The following is a 20584-nucleotide window of genomic DNA, read 5'->3' on the forward strand; positions in this document are numbered from 1 at the left end:
CCCTACGACTATTATTATGACTTTTAATAATAACTATAACTAATATAAACGACTGAAAGGAGTTTATAAATTATGGAATTCACTATCAAACGTGACTACTTTATCACACAATTGAACGATACATTAAAAGCTATCTCACCTAGAACAACGCTACCAATTTTGACAGGGATTAAAATCAATGCAACAAACGAGAGTGTCGTATTAACAGGATCTGATTCAGAAATCTCAATTGAAATTACAATCCCTTCTCAAGTTGATGGTGAAGAGATTATTACAGTAACAGAACCTGGATCTGTCGTTTTACCAGGTAGATTCTTTGTAGACATTATTAAAAAATTACCTGGAAAAGAAGTCAAACTTATCACAAACGAACAATTTCAAACATTGATTACATCAGGACATTCTGAATTCAATTTAAGTGGTCTAGACCCTGATCAATACCCGCTATTACCACAAATTTCGAGTGAGGATGCACTGCAATTACCTATCAAAGTGCTTAAAAACATCATTGCACAAACTAATTTTGCAGTGTCCACCTCAGAAACACGACCAGTCCTCACAGGTGTGAATTGGCTTATACAAGAAAATGAATTAATATGCACAGCAACTGATTCGCACCGCTTAGCTGTAAGAAAGTTGAAACTTGAAGACGAAGATATCAGTGATAAAAATGTCATCATTCCAGGGAAAGCACTTGCTGAACTAAACAAGATTATGACAGATAGTGAAAATCATATTGATATTTACTTTGCTTCTAACCAAGTATTGTTCCGTGTCGGACATGTTAATTTTATTTCTCGTCTGTTGGAAGGACATTATCCAGATACATCACGATTGTTCCCAGAAAACTACGAAGTCAAATTGGGGCTTGATAATAGTGAGTTTTATCATGCTATTGATCGTGCATCACTATTGGCGCGTGAAGGTGGTAATAATGTCATCAAACTCAGCACAGGTGAAGAGCGAATCGAATTGTCATCAACTTCACCAGAAATTGGTACAGTAAAAGAAGATATTACAGCAAATGATGTGGAAGGCGGCAATCTTAAAATTTCGTTTAACTCGAAGTACATGATGGATGCGCTGAAAGCAATCGATAATGATGAAGTTGAAGTAGCATTTTTTGGAACAATGAAACCATTTATCCTCAAACCAAAAGATGATGATACGGTAACACAACTCATTTTGCCGATTAGAACATACTAATTGAATCGTCATAACCCAAAAGCTAAGGTAACTACTTTAGCTTTTTTTAGTTTGTTCACAAGCAATATTATCTGCTTACCCGTGTAGTGATATAGGGTTAAATTTAGTATAATTAAATTAAGCGATATGCGTCGATTGGAGGAACAAAATGATGAAGCATAAAAAAGTATATTTAATTGTCGGTGTGATTATTCTGTGTGCATTAGCCATTCTCGGAACATTATCATTCAGAGCTAAGTCACATAATGTAGTTGATGCACAATCATTGGACAAAGACACAGTATTACATCCACATCAAGGCAATACAAAAAGCAATGTAAAAGTAGTGCTATTTGGAGATTACAAATGTCCATACTGCGGTGATTTTGAAAAAAATATCTTACCAAAAATAAAAAAAGATTATATAGATACTAATCAAATTGAGCTGCGTTACGTTAATGTTTTATTGCATGGTAAAGAATCAGATTTAGGCGCACGCGCATCCTTAGCAATTAACCAATATGCGCCAGAAGTATATTGGGATTTTAATCAAGCGCTATATCATGCACAACCTAAGGAGAAAGAAGCAGTCTCTAAAGGTAAATGGTTGACAGAAAGCCTTGTCCAAAAAGAAATACAAGCGTTAAGTATCACATCAAAGCAAAAACAACAAATTCTAGAAGCTTATAATCAAAAAAAATTTTATCAACAAGCTAAACATGATCATCAGCTTGCTAAGCAGTATCAAGTACCTGAAGTGCCATCATTATATGTTAATGGGGAACGTGTTAAAGATGTGACGGACTATCAAGTTGTGAAAGATAAAATCGATGAAGCACTTAAAGAACATCCAATGAAATAAGAGAGCAGTCTATGGGTTAGGATATGATTAAATCGCGCGCTACGAAAGGGGTAAACGGTATCCTAACCCTTTTCATATCAAGATAACTAACAAAATCGTTTCACGTGGAACTTTTTACATGTCGAACATGAAATAAATGCGTGTTTGGGCATGAAATTTCGCTGATAAAAAGGTATAATATACTAGATGAGCAATTACGAATGGAGTGATAAATTTTGGCTGAAGAAGTTATGGTCGATAGCATGCTGACATTGGGTCAGTTTTTGAATTATGAAGGCATTATTGAGTCAGGTGGCCAAGCAAAATGGTTTTTGCAAGAGTATGAAGTATATTTGAATGGCACACTCGAAACACGCCGAGGCAAGAAGCTCAATGATGGCGATGTGATTGAGATACCTGAAGTGGGATCTTATGTCATAAAAATTGGTGCGCAATGAAGTTAAAAACACTCCAGTTAGAAAACTACCGGAATTATGAACAAGTATTATTGCAATGTCATCCGGAAGTCAACATACTCATTGGAGAGAATGCACAGGGAAAAACCAACTTACTTGAGTCAATTTATACATTGGCCTTAGCGAAAAGTCATAGAACAACGAACGATAGGGAGCTTATTCGCTTTGGTGAGGAATATGCTAAAATAGAAGGTGAACTGAGCTTCAGATATGGCAATATGCAGCTGACGATGTTTATTACGAAAAAGGGTAAAAAAGCCAAGGTGAATCACCTAGAGCAAAGTCGTTTGACACAATATATTGGGCATCTCAATGTTGTTTTATTTGCGCCAGAGGATCTCAATATTGTAAAAGGATCACCTCAAGTGAGACGTCGCTTTATCGATATGGAGCTCGGGCAGATCTCAAGTCTTTATCTCAATGATTTATCACAATACCAGCGCATACTAAAACAGCGCAATCATTATTTGAAACAATTGCAACTCAAACGACAAAAAGATACAACAATGCTAGAGGTATTGAATCAGCAGTTTGCGACGTATGCGGTTAAAGTGACATTAAGAAGACAGCGATTTATTGAAGAACTTGAAAAACTTGCAGCACCGATACATTCGGGAATAACGAATGGCAAAGAGACACTCACGCTGCGTTACATACCGAGTATTAAATTACAAGACACCCCGCAAGATGAGGACGACTTAATCAATGAAGTGTTTGAGCTACTTCAAACCTCGCTGACAAAAGAGATAGAGCGGGGTGTTAGCATGCAAGGGCCACATCGTGATGATTTAGGGTTTAATGTCAATGAGATGGATGCGCAAACATTCGGTTCTCAAGGTCAGCAACGTACAACAGCACTTTCAATCAAGTTGGCAGAAATTGAATTAATGCATCAAGAAGTGGGGGAATACCCCATTTTGTTACTTGATGACGTTTTAAGTGAGTTAGATGATTCTCGACAAACACACTTGTTGAGTACGATACAGCATAAAGTGCAGACATTTGTAACAACGACGTCAGTAGACGGTATCGATCATGAGATTATGAAGGATGCTAAAGTGTATCAAATTGAAGAAGGAAATATTAAGAAATAGCAGAAAGTGAAGGTGGAAGCATTGGCTGATGTGAACAACACAGAAAACTATGGTGCGAGTCAGATTCAGGTATTAGAAGGCCTTGAAGCGGTACGAAAGCGCCCGGGGATGTATATCGGTTCAACTTCAGAACGTGGTCTGCATCATCTCGTATGGGAAATTGTAGATAACAGTATTGATGAAGCACTCGCTGGATATGCGGATAAGATTGAAGTAGTCATCGAAAAAGATAATTGGATTAAAGTAACGGATAATGGTCGTGGTATTCCAGTTGATATTCAAGAAAAAATGGGACGTCCAGCTGTTGAAGTCATTCTTACAGTGCTCCATGCGGGTGGTAAGTTCGGTGGCGGCGGTTATAAAGTTTCAGGTGGTTTACATGGTGTGGGGTCATCCGTAGTAAATGCACTCAGTGAGACACTTGAAGTTTATGTGCATCGAGATGGGCGCATACATCACCAAGCATATGAACGCGGCGTTCCAAAATTTGATTTAAAGCAAATTGATGACACCAACCAAACAGGAACAGTCATTCGTTTCAAGGCAGATGCAGAGATTTTCCAAGAAACGACAGTATACGATTATGAAACATTACAAAAACGTATCCGAGAGTTAGCATTCTTGAACAAAGGCATTGAGATTACATTGAGAGATGAGCGCGATGATGAATCGCTTCGTGAAGATACTTATTACTACGAAGGTGGCATTAAGTCATACGTTGAACTCATCAATGAGAAGAAAGAGCCGATACACCCAGAACCTATCTATGTCCATGAGCAACGAGATGATGTTGAAGTGGAAATCGCACTGCAATATAACAGTGGCTATGCGACCAATTTATTGACATATGCGAATAATATCCATACTTACGAAGGTGGGACGCACGAGGACGGCTTTAAACGCTCTCTGACACGCGTTCTTAATAGTTATGGGTTACAGTCCAAAATTATTAAAGAAGACAAGGAGCGCCTCTCTGGTGAAGATACACGCGAAGGTTTAACTGCAGTTGTCTCAATTAAACATGGAGACCCACAATTCGAAGGGCAAACGAAGACGAAGTTAGGAAATTCAGAAGTACGTCAAATTGTTGATCGTGTATTCTCTGAGTTATTCGAACGATTCTTACTTGAGAACCCACAAGTTGCTCGCACAATCGTTGAGAAAGGTATTATGGCCTCTCGCGCACGTATTGCAGCGAAAAAAGCACGTGAAGTGACACGTCGTAAAACAGCTTTGGATATCTCAAGTTTACCTGGTAAGCTTGCAGATTGTTCAAGTAAAGATCCGTCAGAAAGTGAAATCTTTTTGGTAGAGGGTGACTCTGCCGGGGGGTCTACAAAGTCAGGACGTGACTCACGTATTCAAGCAATCTTGCCATTGCGTGGAAAGATTTTAAACGTAGAAAAAGCACGTCTAGATAAAATATTAAACAACAATGAAATTCGTCAAATGGTTACGGCGTTTGGTACAGGCATTGGTGGCGAATTCGATATTTCAAAAGCGAGATATCATAAGATCGTTATCATGACTGATGCAGATGTTGATGGTGCGCATATTCGAACGTTATTGCTGACGTTCTTCTATCGCTTTATGCGTCCGTTGATTGAAGCAGGTTACGTATATATTGCACAACCACCATTGTACAAGCTGACACAAGGTAAACAGAAGCATTATGTGTTTAATGACCGCGAACTAGATAAGTTGAAAGAAACACTTAACCCAACACCAAAATGGTCGATTGCGCGTTATAAAGGTTTGGGTGAAATGAACGCAGATCAACTTTGGGAAACTACAATGAATCCAGAAAATCGTGCAATGCTACAAGTGACGTTAGACGACGCGATTGAAGCGGATCAGACGTTTGAGATGTTAATGGGTGATGTCGTTGAGAATCGTCGTCAATTCATTGAAGATAACGCTGTATATGCGAACTTGGATTTCTAACAGATACACTTGAAAAATAAGAAGGAGGATATCTTGATGGCTGAAACATCTGAATCAAGAATTAATGAACGGAATATCAGCAAAGAGATGCGAGAATCATTTTTAGACTATGCCATGAGTGTTATCGTATCTCGTGCATTGCCAGACGTACGAGATGGTCTGAAGCCGGTACATCGCCGTATACTTTATGGTTTGAACGAACAGGGTATGACGCCAGACAAACCGTACAAAAAGTCAGCGCGTATCGTTGGGGATGTTATGGGGAAATATCATCCGCATGGTGACTCATCAATTTATGAAGCGATGGTACGTATGGCGCAAGATTTCAGCTACCGTTATCCACTGGTAGATGGTCAAGGGAACTTTGGTTCAATGGATGGTGATGGTGCTGCCGCAATGCGTTATACTGAAGCACGTATGACGAAGATTGCTTTGGAACTGTTAAGAGACATTAATAAAGACACGATTGACTTTATTGATAACTACGATGGTAACGAACGCGAACCAAGCGTGTTACCATCTCGCTTCCCCAATCTATTAGTGAATGGTGCGTCAGGGATTGCAGTAGGGATGGCAACTAACATTCCACCACATAATATGTCTGAAGTGATTGACGGGGTGTTAAGTCTAAGTCATAATCCGGATATTTCAACAGCAGAATTGATGGAGGATATTCAAGGGCCAGACTTCCCTACGGCTGGATTGATTCTCGGTAAGAGTGGTATCCGCCGAGCATATGAAACAGGTCGTGGCTCTATCATTATGCGTGCTAAAGCAGAGATTGAATCCCGTGGTGGCGGTCGCGAACGTATTGTTGTGACAGAAATACCATATCAAGTGAATAAAGCACGTATGATTGAGAAAATAGCAGACCTTGTGCGAGACAAGAGAATAGAAGGCATTACAGACTTGCGTGATGAGACAAGTTTGCGTACGGGAGTGCGTATTGTTATTGATATTCGTAAAGATGCCAATGCAAGTGTTATATTGAATAACTTGTACAAACAAACGCCGTTACAAACGTCATTTGGTGTTAATATGATTGCTTTAGTGAATGGTCGACCTCAATTGATTACGTTAAAAGAAGCATTATATCACTACTTAGAACATCAAAAAGAAGTGGTTCGTCGTCGTACAGCCTATAATTTACGTAAAGCAAAAGATCGCGCGCATATTCTTGAAGGTCTTCGTATTGCATTGGATCATATTGATGAGATTATTACGATCATTCGTGAATCTGAGACAGATAAGGTTGCGATGGATAGTTTACAAACACGTTTCTCATTATCAGAGCGCCAAGCACAAGCTATTTTAGATATGCGTTTGCGTCGTTTGACAGGCTTAGAACGTGACAAAATTGAGAATGAATATAATGAGTTGATTGCTTATATTGCTGAGTTAGAAGAGATTCTAGCAGACGAAGACAAGTTATTGGCACTTGTTCGTGAGGAGTTAACGGAGATTAAGGAACGATATGGTGATGAGCGCCGCACAGAGATTCAATTGGGTGGCGTTGATAACCTTGAAGATGAAGACTTAATACCTGAAGAACAGATTGTCATCTCATTAAGTCATAACAACTATATCAAACGCCTTCCTGTATCGACATATCGTGCACAAAACAGAGGAGGTCGTGGCGTTCAAGGTATGAATACGCTTGAAGACGACTTCGTGAGCCAACTGGTCACAACGAGTACACATGATGATGTGTTGTTCTTTACGAATAAAGGACGTGTATACAAATTAAGAGGTTATGAGGTGCCGGAACTCTCCCGTCAGTCTAAAGGGATTCCAGTAGTCAATGCGATCGCACTAGAGAATGATGAAGTCATTAGTACAATGATTGCAGTTAAAGATCTAAACTCTGAAGCGGATTTCTTAGTTTTTGTAACGAAAAAAGGTTTGGTTAAACGCTCTGCATTGAGTAATTTTAATCGTATTAATAAAAACGGTAAGATTGCTATTAAGTTCAGAGATGACGATGAGCTCGTTGCAGTACGTCTGACAAATGGTCAAAAGCATATCCTTATCGGGACGGCTCAAGCTGCACTCATTCGCTTTAAAGAATCAGATATTCGTGCGATGAGTCGAATTGCAGCGGGTGTGAAAGGCATAACGTTGCGTGGAGATGATGAAGTTATTGGCTTAGGTGTCGCTGACGAAGACAATACAGATGAGATTCTTGTCGTAACAGAGAAAGGCTATGGTAAGCGAACACCGATTGGAGAATATCGCCTATCTCGTCGTGGAGGTATGGGTGTCAAAACGGCAAATATTACAGAGCGTAACGGTAAGCTGGTATGTATCACGACTGTTGAAGGTGATGAAGACGTGATGGTTGTTACAGATCACGGTGTCATCATTCGTATGGAAGTGGAAGATATTTCTGTTAATGGACGTAATACGCAAGGGGTACGCCTGATTCGCCTAGACGATAATCAGTTTGTTTCAACGGTAGCTAAGGTTAAACAAGAGCCTGACGACTTAGAAGTAGATGAACAAGACGGAAGCGCATCTAAAGATATTGAAACAAAAGATGTAGATGATGAAGGACGAGAAAGCTTAAGAGAAGATTTTATGGCACGTGTTGAAGAAGACATTGCCAATGAAAATGAATAGGTAATCGAGAAAAAGAAAGTCTCACATATACTTAACGTTTTATAGTGTATGCGAGACTTTTTTTATTATTTTATTGTTCTAATGCTTTCATAGCAAATGGAATTTCATCAATTATTTTGGACGGTGGTACCACATACATGTCTTTAGAGAGTTTTTCTCCAATATAACTATGTGTGTACGCAGCGCTGGTTACTGCATCAATTGTATCATCGAATTGTCCAATAAAGCTTGTAATCATTCCAGCTAGTGTATCACCCATGCCGCCTGTTGCCATGGCAGGTGTACCAATTTCTAGCTTATATTCATTATTTTTAAAGAAAATTTCAGTACCGTGTTTCTTTAAGACGACCGTTGCACCAATTTTATCAACAGCTGCACGATTACGTTCATATGTTTGTTCATCTATTGGGATACCACTCAGACGCTCCCACTCTTTTTGATGAGGTGTATAGATAATCTTACAAGGTGGGATGTCTGGTTTGAGCTTACTCATAATAGATATCGCATCACCATCAACAATTAATGTATGGTGTGACTGGATATTTTGTAGTAAGAATGTCATTGCGTTGTTCCCTTTAAAATCAAGTCCTAAACCAGGGCCAATTAAGATGCAGTCAGACTGTTCAATGACTTTTGTGAGTTTTTTCGTATCATTAATATCAATAACCATTGCTTCCGGACAACGCGAATGGAGTGCGACATGGTTCGTTGAATGTGTTGCTACCGTAATTAAACCGCTCCCACTGTATACACATGCACGAGCAGCTAGCATGATTGCACCACCTAAAGTAGCATTGCCTCCAATAAGTAGAATGCGTCCATAGTCACCTTTGTGTGTATCTTCTTTGCGTTTCGGTATTTTAACATCCGACAATATTTCCATAGAGCAAGAACCTCCTATCTGGTATTTCCATTATTACAACAAGATATGATATACGTGTGATACTTATTCGTCAATAGATAAAATAAGTCGTTTTAACACACTAGCTTAGTAATGCGCTACCTAATAACGAATATTGTGACAACTATTGTGTGTTTCATACCTTGATTTTATACTGAAAGAGGATGATATCACATAATGAAGGGGTTGTAAGTTAATGATTTTATATTTAACTGGAGAGCAATTGCGCATTGATGATATTCGTACATTTTTGCATCAAGAAGGAATTGTAGACATTACTGAAGATGCGTTAGAACGCGTTCAAGCAAGTCGTGCAACAGTTGAACGTATTATTGCTAATAAAGAAACAATTTATGGGATTACTACAGGCTTTGGATTGTTCAGTGATGTATTAATTGATGCAGAAAAATATAATGAGTTACAAGTCAATTTGATACGCTCTCACGCATGTGGTATAGGGGAACCATTCAGTCAAGATGTTGCATTAGTCATGATGATATTAAGATTGAATACGTTGCTCAAGGGGCACTCAGGAGCAACAATTGATTTGATAAGACAGTTACAATATTTTATCAATAAACGCATTATTCCTGTGATTCCACAGCAAGGATCTTTAGGCGCTTCCGGTGATTTGGCGCCCCTTTCGCATCTAGCATTAGCATTGATAGGCGAAGGAGAAGTATATTATCAAGGTCAAGTTTTAGACAGTTTAGATGTTTTAAATGGCTTAGGAAGAGCACCCATCGCATTACAAGCGAAAGAGGGTTTAGCGTTAATTAATGGGACGCAAGCAATGACTGCACAAGGTGTGATAACGTTGATCGAAGCGGAGAGTCTTGGCTATCAAGCAGAATGGATTGCAGCACTTACCCATCAAGCCCTCAGAGGCATTACAGATGCGTATCATCCTGCGATACATAAAGTGCGTAATTTTCCTGAGCAGACAGCAGTAGCAAGACGGATGTTAGACTGGCTAGAGGGTTCTAAGCTAACGACGAAACAAGGAGAATTACGTGTACAAGATCCTTATACGTTACGCTGTATTCCGCAAATTCATGGTGCAAGTTTTCAAGTATTTAATTATGTAAGAGAGAAGTTAGAATGTGAGATGAATGCAGCGAATGATAATCCATTGATTTTTGATGATGGAGATGAGAGATTAGTTATCTCCGGTGGTAATTTTCATGGACAGCCAGTTGCTTTTGCGCTAGATTTCTTAAAAATAGGTATGAGTGAGCTAGGTAATGTTTCAGAACGACGTCTAGAGCGACTCGTTAATCCACAATTAAATGGAGGATTACCAGCTTTTCTAAGTCCAGAACCTGGTTTGCAAAGTGGGGCTATGATTATGCAGTATGTTGCAGCAAGCCTTGTATCAGAGAATAAGACATTGGCACATCCAGCAAGTGTAGACTCAATACCGTCATCTGCCAATCAAGAAGATCATGTATCTATGGGGACAATTGGGGCAAGACACGGTTATCAAATATTAGAAAATGTTCGTCGTGTACTAGCAATAGAAGCTATTATCGCGTTGCAAGCTGTTGAGTTAAGAGGTCTCGATGGTCTCTCGCCTAAGACACGTGCACAATATGATAAGTTGCGTGAAATTGTTCCATCTATTACAGAAGATAGACAATTCCACAAAGATATTACGCATGTGGCAAATTATCTACAAAAAGTTTCTTATCAGGATTAGACTTGCAAAACGAAAAATACTCTGCTATATTATAAGTAAATTTCAGATATTTAATTGTTTGTGGACTAAGTAGTATCCGATTCCTTACAGAGAGTTTGTGGTTGGTGTGAACAAACATTTGATGAAGATATGAAATCTACCCACACATGAAGAACAATTCGGGTGAAACCGTTAACTTTTGTAGAGCGCAAGTGTATTTTTAATATGCTTGTTAAATAGGGTGGCAACGCGTAAAACCACGTCCCTTGTAATGAGGGATGTGGTTTTTTATTTTTCTTTGGTGTCCCCTAAATATATCTCACTATTAAACAATGAAAGGATGTCAAAATATGTTAGACATTAAATTATTCAGAAATGAGCCTGAAAAAGTTAAAGAAAAGATTCAATTACGTGGAGATGATGCGGCTGTTGTCGATGAAGTCTTAGCACTTGATAAAAAACGTCGTGAGCTTATTCAACAAACGGAAGAGTTAAAAGCAGAGCGTAACAAAGCTTCTGAATTGATTGCACAAAAGAAACGCAACAACGAAGATGCTGACGAAGCAATTCAATTGCAACGTCAAGCGGGAGATAAAGTAAAAGCAATTGATGCAGAACTTAAAGAAGTAGACAATGCCTTACAAGATAAATTATCACGCATTCCTAACTTAATTCACGACGATGTGCCACAAGGTGCAGACGATACTGAAAACGTTGAATTAAAAAAATGGGGTACACCACGTGAGTTCGACTTTGAAGCGAAAGCACACTGGGATATTGTAGAAAACTTAGGTATGGCAAACTTCGAACGTGCAGCACGTGTATCAGGAGCACGTTTCGTATTCCTTACAGATGAAGGTGCAAAGTTAGAGCGTGCGTTGATGAACTATATGTTAACGAAACATACGACACAACATGGTTATACAGAAATGATGGTACCACAACTTGTGAACCGTCATGCGATGTATGGAACAGGGCAATTACCTAAGTTTGAAGAAGATTTATTCAAAGTAGAAAAAGAAGGTTTTTATACAATTCCAACAGCAGAAGTGCCACTAACTAACTACTATCGTGATGAAGTAATTCAACCAGGCGTGTTACCTGAAAAGTTTACTGCACAATCAGCATGTTTCAGAAGTGAAGCAGGATCAGCTGGTCGTGATACACGTGGCTTAATCCGTCTTCACCAATTTGATAAAGTTGAAATGGTACGCATCGAAAAACCAGAAGACTCTTGGAATGCTTTAGAAGAAATGACAGGTAACGCAGAGGCAATTCTTGAAGAGTTAGGCTTACCATACCGTCGTGTTATCTTATGTACTGGAGACATTGGCTTTGGTTCAAGTAAGACATATGACTTAGAAGTATGGTTACCAAGCTATAACGACTATAAAGAAATCAGCTCTTGCTCAAACTGTGTTGATTTCCAAGCGCGTCGTGCAAATATCCGCTTCAAACGCGACAAAGATGCAAAACCTGAGTATGCACATACATTGAATGGTTCTGGATTAGCAGTAGGTCGTACGTTTGCAGCAATTGTTGAAAATTATCAAAATGAAGATGGTTCAATCACAATTCCAGAAGCACTTGTGCCATTCATGGGTGGACAAACAGTTATTGAACCTAAATAATTAATGGTACCAATTTTTCTCTCTAAATAGATTAATATAAGACCTTTTAAAGTCGATCTTCTCTCTCGCTTTAAGAGGTCTTTTTGTTTGGCTATAGATGGTAAGTACCTATTAAAGAAAACGTCAGAATTGCTCATCATGCCATCCCACTATAAAAGATATAGAATTTCTTTATTTTAGACAGCCCTCTCTAATTATTTGTCAGAAAATTTGATAAAAAAATAAGTTGCAGTAACAGTGTTTTTAGACGTTCGTTTGTGTTTGGTCAGTGTGAGGGTTGTCTAATCATATGGATTTCATTTTTTATTTGTAATATAATAAATTTAATTTTTTATGAAAGGATGGGAATTATGGCGTATATGACTTTTAAGCAAGGCATTAAAGATTGCTTACCGACGCTACTAGGTTATGTAGGTATTGGATTTTCATTTGGCGTTGTAGGCATTGCTTCAGGGTTTAATCTCTTGGAAATTGCATTATTATCCATCCTAATATATGCGGGTGCATCTCAATTTATTATAATTGCCTTAATGGTCGTGCATACGCCAGTTTGGATTATTGTATTGACAACACTAATTGTGAATAGTCGCATGTTTTTATTAAGTATGACGTTGGCACCGAGTTTCAAGTATGAATCATTATTGCATCGATTAGGGATAGGGGCATTGTTAACGGATGAGACATTTGGGGTTGCTATTACGCCGTATTCCAAGGGTGAAACAATCAGTCGACAATGGATGCATGGGTTAAATATTACAGCTTATCTATTCTGGATATTAACATCAGTGTTAGGTGGTGTGTTTGGAGAGTTTGTCAGTCAGCCGGAAGCGTTTGGATTAGACTATGCTATTTTGGGAATGTTTATCTTTTTGACAGTAGCCCAATTTGAGGGATTACAGCAATCGAAACTGCGTCTATATTTATGGCTCATGTGTGTTGTTATTATTTTGATGCTTATGTTAAGTCTCTTTATGCCATCATATCTGGTAATTATTATTGCTGCGACATTAACTGCTACGTTAGGGATGGTGATGGATAAATGACTTTTTACATAATGATTACTATCATATTATCGAGTCTTGTGACATTATTAGTACGCGTTCTGCCACTTATACTTATATCGCGGATGGAACTGTCAGAGAAGGTTATCAAATGGCTATCTTTTATTCCAATTACGCTATTTACAGCACTTGTTGTAGATGGTTTGATTCAACAACAAGAAGGGGTTTTTGGTTATTCGCTCAATTGGATCTTTATCATCGCTTTAATCCCAACAATATTGATTGCATTACGCACACGTAGCTTAACTATGACAGTGATTGTGGGAATGATTACAGTAGCAGTCTTAAGATTGGCAACACTATTTTGATAGGATGTCTTTTCATCATTGCGTTAAGCTATGCCGAAATCAGAGTAGAAGAAAGATTCGTCTTTGCTTCCGCTCTGGTTTGTCAGTATAAATAGTATCTTTTGGAAAGTGGCATGTATCCAAACTCGTTATATAGTGACTTAGTCAAACATTTGTGATAGAGCTATATATTACGCTATGGCCATTGTATATAGGTCTTTAATAAAATGTAAAGTTGGGATATCGATGTTTAAAATGTTGACAGCGGTTTTAGAGAGCTAAAATATAAGTTGAGTTTATACCAAATAAGATTCAAATATACTAGAAGTATGTGAAAAACAGTGAAGTGTTAAGTATTGTGCTATGAATAGGAATCATGTATCATAAAATTAATCTGAATATTAAAAACTTATTAAGAGAAGCCGAGGGATTTGGCCCATTGAAGCTTCAGCAACCACTTATATTAAGTACGGTGCTACAACCAACGATTAAAGTCGAATGATAAGTCATACATACGTTATAAGACTGTATCGTTGTTGGTTCAATGGTACGGTCTTTTATTATATAAAGGAGGTCACATAAAATGATGAACTATATTGTAGACACGTTGCATTTAGGTGCATTTACAACAGAGTCGGGAGAAACGATAGCAGACTTGCAATTACGTTATGAATATGTTGGTTATAAAGGACAGCCACTTGTGTTAGTATGTCATGCGTTAACTGGCAATCATTTGACGTACGGGACAGATGATGCACCTGGATGGTGGCGGGAAATTATTGACGGTGGGTACATTCCTTTTCACGATTATCAGTTTTTAACGTTTAATGTGATTGGCAGTCCTTTTGGTTCTAGTTCATGTGTTACGGATGATAATTTTCCAAAGCGATTGACGATTCGAGACATTGTGCGCGCCATTGAGCTAGGAGTGAAAGCGCTTGGATATAGCAAAATTGATATTTTGATAGGCGCTTCTCTCGGAGGTATGCAAGTAATGGAACTGTTATATAATCGCCAATTTGATGTCAAAAAAGCAGTTATCTTAGCAGCTACAGCGAAGACGTCCTCGTATAGTCGTGCATTTAATGAAATTGCCCGCCAAGCGATTCATATAGGTGGAGCGGAGGGATTGAGCATTGCGAGACAACTAGGTTTTTTAACATACCGGTCGTCTAAAAGTTATGAAGCACGTTTTACACCAGATGAAGTGGTCACTTATCAGAAGTATCAAGGAAATAAGTTTAAGCAGTCCTTCCATTTGAACAGCTATTTAACACTGCTGGACGTCTTAGATAGCCATGATATATATCGCAATCGTGCGGATGTAAGTGCGGTTTATCGCATGTTAGACACTAAAGTATTAACAATTGGTTTTGCTGATGATTTGTTATATCCAGATGATCAAGTTGCAGCAGTGGGTGAGCATTTTCGCTATCATCGTCATTTCTTCGTACCAGACAATGTAGGACACGATGGTTTCCTACTTAATTTTAATGATTGGGCACCTTATTTATATCATTTTTTAAAAGTTTCGCGTTTTCGTCGCTAAACTTAGACGGATATTAGACATTTTGTTATAATCAAAGGAATGATGATTAAGAAGCGATTTTGATTTGAAAAACAATTTTTGAGCTCAGCTATGTCACCTACCTTTTTGATAGAAATAGACAGTAGCATAATAGAGGTACTGCTTCATAGCATATCGGTGCAAGTCATTGTATTCACGTTACAAAGTCTGTAAAATAAAGATTATATAGAAATAAATTAGTTTGGAAGTGGCGTTATTGTTTTCAAAAATACAGTTTAAACCAATGATTCTATGTACCTTAGCATGGATGTTGGTCATCTTAGTGGTACACTTCATTCCGCTATTGGGATTGATTGTGGCGTTATTTGCGACACTCCCAGGCATTATATTGTGGCATCGTTCGATTTATTCGTTCGGTTTAAGTGCCTTGATTGTATTTATATTTGCGACATTAACAGGTAGTGTCGCTACGATGAGTTTTATGGTTATTATTTTTGCGATTAGCGCATTGATTGGGCGTATGCTACAAATGCGTGCTTCAAAAGAGCGTATCTTATACATGTCGACATTAGTTGCGAGCACCTTAATGTTAGGTATTATAATGATTCTTCAAAGTACGCAACAACTACCGTATGCACATGAACTTTTAGAACCTTATCAAACAGTTGTTGACCAAACAATTGCTTTACAAGACTTGGATAAAGCATCACAAGAGGTTCTGAATGCTTCTGTTCAGCAGCTTGCCATTCAGATTCCAGGGTTGCTTGTTGTTGCTGTAGCTATTTTTATGTTTGTGACACTTATTATTATTTGTCCTATTTTGCGTAAATTTAAGGTTGCAACGCCTGTTTTTAGACCGCTATTTCTATGGCATATGCAACGCTCTATTTTTATTATTTATGCGATTGCATTATTGGTAGGTATTGTAACAGAGCCTGCAACGACGATGAACAGTATTAGTATTAACTTTCAAATAGTATTAGGCTTTTTACTTGTGATTCAAGGACTGAGTTTTATTCATTACGTTTGTGTAGTGAATCGTCTGCATATTAGCCTGTCAATTATTTTTGTGACATTAGGTATTATTTTCTATCCGTTAACACGCTTGTTAGGTTTGTTAGATATAGGTTTGAACTTGAAAAGTATGATTAATAAACGATAAGAGGTGACAAAATGAATCGTCATGCCATAAAGAAAGCATTGGTTGTGCCCTTTTTATTGATGACACTTGCTGCAATCATTAGTGTAGGCGTACTGTTGTTATTCAACAAGATGTATGCGCTGATCGCTGGAATAGGATTACTGTTGGTCTTGATTGTTGGCGCAGTGCTTCTGAGACGTGTGTATTGGCATTTTGATCGCTACATAGATAACTTGAGTGGCAAGATTTCATTGGGAAGTGAGCGTGCTGTTCAATCCATGCCGATGGGTCTAATCGTATTAGATGAGGCAGAACAGATTGAGTGGGTTAATCCGTTTATGACGAATCGAATTGACCGCAATGTAATCTCTGATCCAATTAATGAAGTATATCCAAATATTTTGAAGCAGTTAGAAAAAGCGAAAGAGATTGAGTTTCAAGATGGCGTATACACATATCGTGTGAAGTATTCAGAAGATGAGAAAATGTTGTATTTTCTTGATATGACAGAAGAGACAGAAATTCGTCGTGAATATGAAGACCAACAACCAATTATCGCAACGCTGTTCTTAGATAATTATGATGAAATTACGCAAAATATGAATGATACACAGCGTTCAGAGATTAACTCTATGGTAACGCGTGTCATCAGTCGTTGGGCTCAAGCACATAATGTTTATTTTAAGAGATACAGCTCAGATCAGTTCGTGGCATATTTGAACAGACGTATTTTGCGTGAAATTGAAGAAGATAAGTTTGATATTTTAAGTGAGTTACGTGAAAAAAGTAGCGGTTACCGTGCACAGTTGACACTAAGTATCGGTGTGGGTGAAGGGTCTGAAAACTTAATTGATCTTGGTGAACTTTCACAATCCGGTCTTGACTTGGCTTTAGGACGTGGTGGTGACCAAGTGGCAATTAAAAATATTAACGGTAACGTTCGTTTCTATGGCGGTAAGACGGATCCTATGGAAAAGCGTACGCGTGTCCGTGCACGTGTGATTTCACATGCATTGAAAGATATTTTGTTAGAAGGCGATAAGGTTATTGTAATGGGACATAAGCGTCCAGACCTTGACGCTATCGGGGCAGCAATCGGTGTGACTCGCTTTGCAATGATGAATAATTTAGATGCCTATATTGTATTGAATGACACAGATATCGATCCAACATTGCAGCGGGTGATGAATGAAATTAATAAAAAACCTGAGTTGAAAGAGCGTTTCATTACATCGGATGATGCGTGGAATATGATGACATCTAAAACGACATTGGTGATTGTTGATACACATAAACCAGAAATGGTTATTGATGAAAATATTCTTAACAAAGCGAATCGTAAAGTGGTTATCGACCATCATCGTCGAGGTGATAGTTTCATTTCAAACCCATTGCTTGTATATATGGAGCCATATGCAAGTTCAACAGCAGAGTTAGTAACAGAGCTACTCGAGTATCAACCGACTGAACAACGTCTAACACGACTTGAATCAACAGTAATGTACGCAGGTATTATTGTCGATACCCGAAACTTCACATTACGTACAGGGTCTCGAACATTTGATGCGGCGAGTTATTTACGTGCACACGGTGCAGATACTATTCTCACACAGCATTTCTTAAAAGATGATATTGAGACATACATCAATCGTTCAGAACTGATTCGTACAGTGATGTTACAAGAGAATGGCATTGCAATTGCGTATGGTGCGGATAACAAAAAATATCATCCGGTAACTGTCGCACAAGCAGCTGATGAATTATTGAGTTTAGATGGTGTGGAAGCCTCATATGTCGTTGCTAGACGAGAAGATGACTTGGTAGGAATGTCAGCACGTTCGCTTGGTGCATTTAATGTACAATTAACAATGGAAGCACTTGGTGGTGGTGGACACTTGACCAATGCAGCGACACAGATTAAGAATGTGACAGTAGAAGAAGCAATTCAGCGATTGAGAGAGGCAATTGCTGAACAAATTGATAGGAGTGACGAAGCATGAAAGTAATTTTTACACAAGATGTTAAGGGTAAAGGTAAAAAAGGTGACGTTAAGGATGTACCTGTAGGCTATGCTAATAACTTTTTAATCAAGAATGGTTATGCGGTAGAAGCGACACCTGGAAACTTGAAACAACTAGAACAAAAAAATAAGCGCATTGAAAAAGAGAAACAACAAGAGTTTGAAGATGCAAAAGCGTTAAAAGAAAAATTAGCAACATTAGAAGTAGAAGTGAAAGCAAAATCTGGTGAAGGTGGCAAATTGTTCGGTTCAATCAGTACTAAACAAATTGCTGAAGCGTTAAATAAACAACACGATATCAAGTTAGATAAGCGTAAAATGGACTTACCAAACGGTATTCACGCTTTAGGTTATACCAATGTACCAGTGAAATTGCACAAAGATGTAGAAGGTACGATTCGTGTTCATACAGTAGAACAATAATAGCGTGATGGAGCGTGTTAAAGGCTGGGGCATATCGACATGTTCCAGCTTTCATCTTTTGTATATGCCCAATATCAACATGAGCAATGTGGAAATAAGAGTGTAGGGAATGAATTCAAAGGAGGTTGTTGGCATGGATGGTATGTTCGAACATAATCAGATGCCACATAGTAATGAAGCAGAACAATCTGTGTTAGGTGCGATTTTTTTAGATCCAGAGTTGATTTCAACAACGCAAGAAGTCTTATTGCCTGAATCGTTTTATCGTGCGCCACATCAACATATTTTCCGTGCCATGATGCATCTAAATGAAGATGGTAATGAGATCGATATTGTAACCGTACTGGATCGTCTGACGCAGGATGGTGTGGTGAATGAAGCGGGAGGCGTTCAATATTTAGCAGAGATTACGTCTAGTGTACCTACAACGCGTAATATTGAGTACTATACGAATGTGGTATTTAGAGATGCGTTGAAGCGAAAGTTGATTCATACAGCGGATAGTATCGCAAGTGATGGCTATAATGACGAACTGGATCTTGATACGATATTAAATGATGCAGAACGCCGCATTCTGGAATTGTCTTCTACACGTGAAAGCGATGGGTTCAAAGATATTCGTGATGTATTAGGACAAGTCTATGAGAATGCAGAACAGCTAGATCAGAACAGTGGGCAGACACCAGGTATACCTACAGGCTATCGAGATTTGGATCAGATGACAGCGGGTTTTAATCGTAATGATTTAATTATCTTAGCGGCACGTCCATCAGTAGGTAAGACTGCCTTCGCACTTAATATTGCACAGAAAGTAGCGACACATGAAGATAACTATACAGTTGGTATCTTTTCACTTGAGATGGGCGCCGATCAGTTAGCGACACGTATGATTTGTAGCTCAGGTAACGTAGACTCTAATCGCTTGAGAACAGGAACGATGACCGAAGAAGACTGGAATCGTTTTACTGTCGCTGTCGGTAAGCTATCACGTACAAAAATCTTTATAGATGATACACCTGGAATTCGGATAACTGATATTCGTTCCAAATGTCGACGTTTAAAACAAGAACATGGCTTAGATATGATTGTAATTGACTATCTACAGTTAATTCAAGGTAGCGGGTCACGCTTGTCAGACAACCGACAACAAGAAGTCTCTGAAATCTCACGTATGTTAAAAGCGATTGCGCGTGAGCTTGAATGTCCCGTCATTGCATTGAGTCAGTTGTCACGTGGTGTGGAGCAACGACAAGATAAACGCCCAATGATGAGTGATATTCGTGAATCAGGTTCGATCGAGCAAGATGCCGATATTGTTGCCTTCCTTTATCGTGATGACTATTATAATCGAGGCGATGGTGACGAAGATGATGACGATGCCGGATTTGAACCACAAACCAACGATGAAAATGGTGAGATAGAAATTATCATCGCCAAGCAGCGTAACGGTCCAACTGGTACAGTGAAGCTGCATTTTATGAAACAATACAACAAATTCACTGATATCGATTATGCACATGCCGATATGGCATAAAAAAATAAAATTTATTAAAAACCGTACTTTTAAAACTCGTTCCTCACTATAGTACGGTTTTTGTGTTGTATTTAGAGGCTTTTTTTGTATTAAGTTAGGATTTTAAGTGTATCTAATATTTGCTAGATTAGCTATAAAACGCATTATTTCAACGGTTTCAGACTATCCTTTAATGAATAGTTAGATATAATTAGTGTTTGAGATGAATGTTCGTTTTTTCA

General features: G+C 38.4%; 16 protein-coding genes, 1 riboswitch and 1 other annotated feature. Of the genes, 15 read left to right on the forward strand and 1 reads right to left on the reverse strand.

Translation table 11 applies throughout. The features are described 5' to 3' along the window. Nucleotides 1–69: 69 nt before the first annotated feature. From dnaN to gyrA, 6 genes are all read left to right on the forward strand, one after another. Nucleotides 70–1206, forward strand: a complete 1137-nt coding sequence (gene dnaN, locus NXS11_RS02815) for a DNA polymerase III subunit beta (protein WP_259198644.1) — start codon at nt 70–72, stop codon at nt 1204–1206. A gap of 151 nt (nt 1207–1357) precedes the next feature. Next, a complete protein-coding gene (locus NXS11_RS02820; RefSeq protein ID WP_259198474.1) occupies nt 1358–2047 on the forward strand; it encodes a DsbA family protein in 690 nt (229 codons plus the stop codon). 230 nt (nt 2048–2277) lie between these two features. Beyond that, nucleotides 2278–2484, forward strand: coding sequence for a S4 domain-containing protein YaaA (gene yaaA / locus NXS11_RS02825; protein ID WP_306345060.1), 207 nt, complete (start codon nt 2278–2280; stop codon nt 2482–2484). Then, a complete protein-coding gene (gene recF / locus NXS11_RS02830; protein WP_259198477.1) occupies nt 2481–3596 on the forward strand; it encodes a DNA replication/repair protein RecF in 1116 nt (371 codons plus the stop codon). Before yaaA ends, recF begins: the two co-directional genes overlap by 4 nt. A gap of 12 nt (nt 3597–3608) precedes the next feature. After that, nucleotides 3609–5540: a DNA topoisomerase (ATP-hydrolyzing) subunit B gene (gene gyrB, locus NXS11_RS02835; RefSeq protein WP_259198478.1), complete on the forward strand. Its 1932-nt coding sequence runs from the start codon at nt 3609–3611 to the stop codon at nt 5538–5540. Nucleotides 5541–5576: 36 nt separating this feature from the next. Next, entirely contained in the window at nt 5577–8159 is a 2583-nt protein-coding gene (gyrA, locus tag NXS11_RS02840; protein ID WP_259198479.1) for a DNA gyrase subunit A, read from the forward strand. Nucleotides 8160–8229: 70 nt separating this feature from the next. Here gyrA and NXS11_RS02845 read toward each other — a convergent pair whose 3' ends face one another. Further along, complete coding sequence (locus NXS11_RS02845) at nt 8230–9042, reverse strand: NAD(P)H-hydrate dehydratase (RefSeq protein ID WP_259198480.1); 813 nt, start codon at nt 9040–9042, stop codon at nt 8230–8232. A gap of 214 nt (nt 9043–9256) precedes the next feature. Between NXS11_RS02845 and hutH the strand changes: the two genes are divergently transcribed. The 9 genes from hutH to dnaB all read left to right on the forward strand — a co-directional run bounded on the left by hutH (nt 9257) and on the right by dnaB (nt 20363). Further along, a complete protein-coding gene (gene hutH, locus NXS11_RS02850; RefSeq protein ID WP_259198481.1) occupies nt 9257–10759 on the forward strand; it encodes a histidine ammonia-lyase in 1503 nt (500 codons plus the stop codon). Between the two features lie 49 nt (nt 10760–10808). Then, nucleotides 10809–11008: a binding site (T-box leader), on the forward strand. An 80-nt stretch (nt 11009–11088) separates the two neighbouring features. Continuing rightward, nucleotides 11089–12369: a serine--tRNA ligase gene (serS, locus tag NXS11_RS02855; protein WP_259198483.1), complete on the forward strand. Its 1281-nt coding sequence runs from the start codon at nt 11089–11091 to the stop codon at nt 12367–12369. A 350-nt stretch (nt 12370–12719) separates the two neighbouring features. Then, a complete protein-coding gene (locus NXS11_RS02860) occupies nt 12720–13412 on the forward strand; it encodes an AzlC family ABC transporter permease (protein WP_259198484.1) in 693 nt (230 codons plus the stop codon). Next, entirely contained in the window at nt 13409–13738 is a 330-nt protein-coding gene (locus NXS11_RS02865) for an AzlD domain-containing protein (RefSeq protein WP_259198486.1), read from the forward strand. The genes NXS11_RS02860 and NXS11_RS02865 overlap by 4 nt, the downstream gene beginning before the upstream one ends. 385 nt (nt 13739–14123) lie before the next feature. Continuing rightward, nucleotides 14124–14225: riboswitch (SAM riboswitch) on the forward strand. Between the two features lie 75 nt (nt 14226–14300). After that, nucleotides 14301–15266: a homoserine O-acetyltransferase MetX gene (gene metX, locus NXS11_RS02870; RefSeq protein ID WP_259198489.1), complete on the forward strand. Its 966-nt coding sequence runs from the start codon at nt 14301–14303 to the stop codon at nt 15264–15266. A 235-nt stretch (nt 15267–15501) separates the two neighbouring features. Then, the gene (locus tag NXS11_RS02875) at nt 15502–16407 is read left to right on the forward strand and encodes a DUF2232 domain-containing protein (RefSeq protein ID WP_263009891.1); all 906 of its coding nucleotides are present in this window, start codon (nt 15502–15504) and stop codon (nt 16405–16407) included. Nucleotides 16408–16418: 11 nt separating this feature from the next. Continuing rightward, on the forward strand, nt 16419–18386 hold the full coding sequence (locus NXS11_RS02880) for a DHH family phosphoesterase (protein ID WP_259198492.1): 1968 nt from the start codon (nt 16419–16421) through the stop codon (nt 18384–18386). Continuing rightward, nucleotides 18383–18829, forward strand: coding sequence for a 50S ribosomal protein L9 (gene rplI / locus NXS11_RS02885; RefSeq protein ID WP_259198495.1), 447 nt, complete (start codon nt 18383–18385; stop codon nt 18827–18829). The genes NXS11_RS02880 and rplI overlap by 4 nt, the downstream gene beginning before the upstream one ends. Before the next feature lie 133 nt (nt 18830–18962). Then, nucleotides 18963–20363: a replicative DNA helicase gene (gene dnaB / locus NXS11_RS02890; protein ID WP_259198496.1), complete on the forward strand. Its 1401-nt coding sequence runs from the start codon at nt 18963–18965 to the stop codon at nt 20361–20363. The last annotated feature ends 221 nt before the right edge of the window (nt 20364–20584 follow it).

Origin of the sequence: Staphylococcus americanisciuri (assembly GCF_024814435.1) — a bacterium.
Lineage (GTDB): Bacteria > Bacillota > Bacilli > Staphylococcales > Staphylococcaceae > Staphylococcus > Staphylococcus americanisciuri.

Coding starts and splice junctions, on each gene's coding strand:
- NXS11_RS02865 (WP_259198486.1), top strand. CDS start 13,409: ATGACTTTTTACATAATGATTACTATCATATTATCGAGTCTTGTGACA.
- yaaA (WP_306345060.1), top strand. CDS start 2,278: ATGGTCGATAGCATGCTGACATTGGGTCAGTTTTTGAATTATGAAGGC.
- dnaB (WP_259198496.1), top strand. CDS start 18,963: ATGGATGGTATGTTCGAACATAATCAGATGCCACATAGTAATGAAGCA.
- hutH (WP_259198481.1), top strand. CDS start 9,257: ATGATTTTATATTTAACTGGAGAGCAATTGCGCATTGATGATATTCGT.
- serS (WP_259198483.1), top strand. CDS start 11,089: ATGTTAGACATTAAATTATTCAGAAATGAGCCTGAAAAAGTTAAAGAA.
- NXS11_RS02820 (WP_259198474.1), top strand. CDS start 1,358: ATGAAGCATAAAAAAGTATATTTAATTGTCGGTGTGATTATTCTGTGT.
- NXS11_RS02860 (WP_259198484.1), top strand. CDS start 12,720: ATGGCGTATATGACTTTTAAGCAAGGCATTAAAGATTGCTTACCGACG.
- gyrA (WP_259198479.1), top strand. CDS start 5,577: ATGGCTGAAACATCTGAATCAAGAATTAATGAACGGAATATCAGCAAA.
- NXS11_RS02845 (WP_259198480.1), bottom strand. CDS start 9,042: ATGGAAATATTGTCGGATGTTAAAATACCGAAACGCAAAGAAGATACA.
- metX (WP_259198489.1), top strand. CDS start 14,301: ATGATGAACTATATTGTAGACACGTTGCATTTAGGTGCATTTACAACA.
- recF (WP_259198477.1), top strand. CDS start 2,481: ATGAAGTTAAAAACACTCCAGTTAGAAAACTACCGGAATTATGAACAA.
- NXS11_RS02880 (WP_259198492.1), top strand. CDS start 16,419: ATGAATCGTCATGCCATAAAGAAAGCATTGGTTGTGCCCTTTTTATTG.
- rplI (WP_259198495.1), top strand. CDS start 18,383: ATGAAAGTAATTTTTACACAAGATGTTAAGGGTAAAGGTAAAAAAGGT.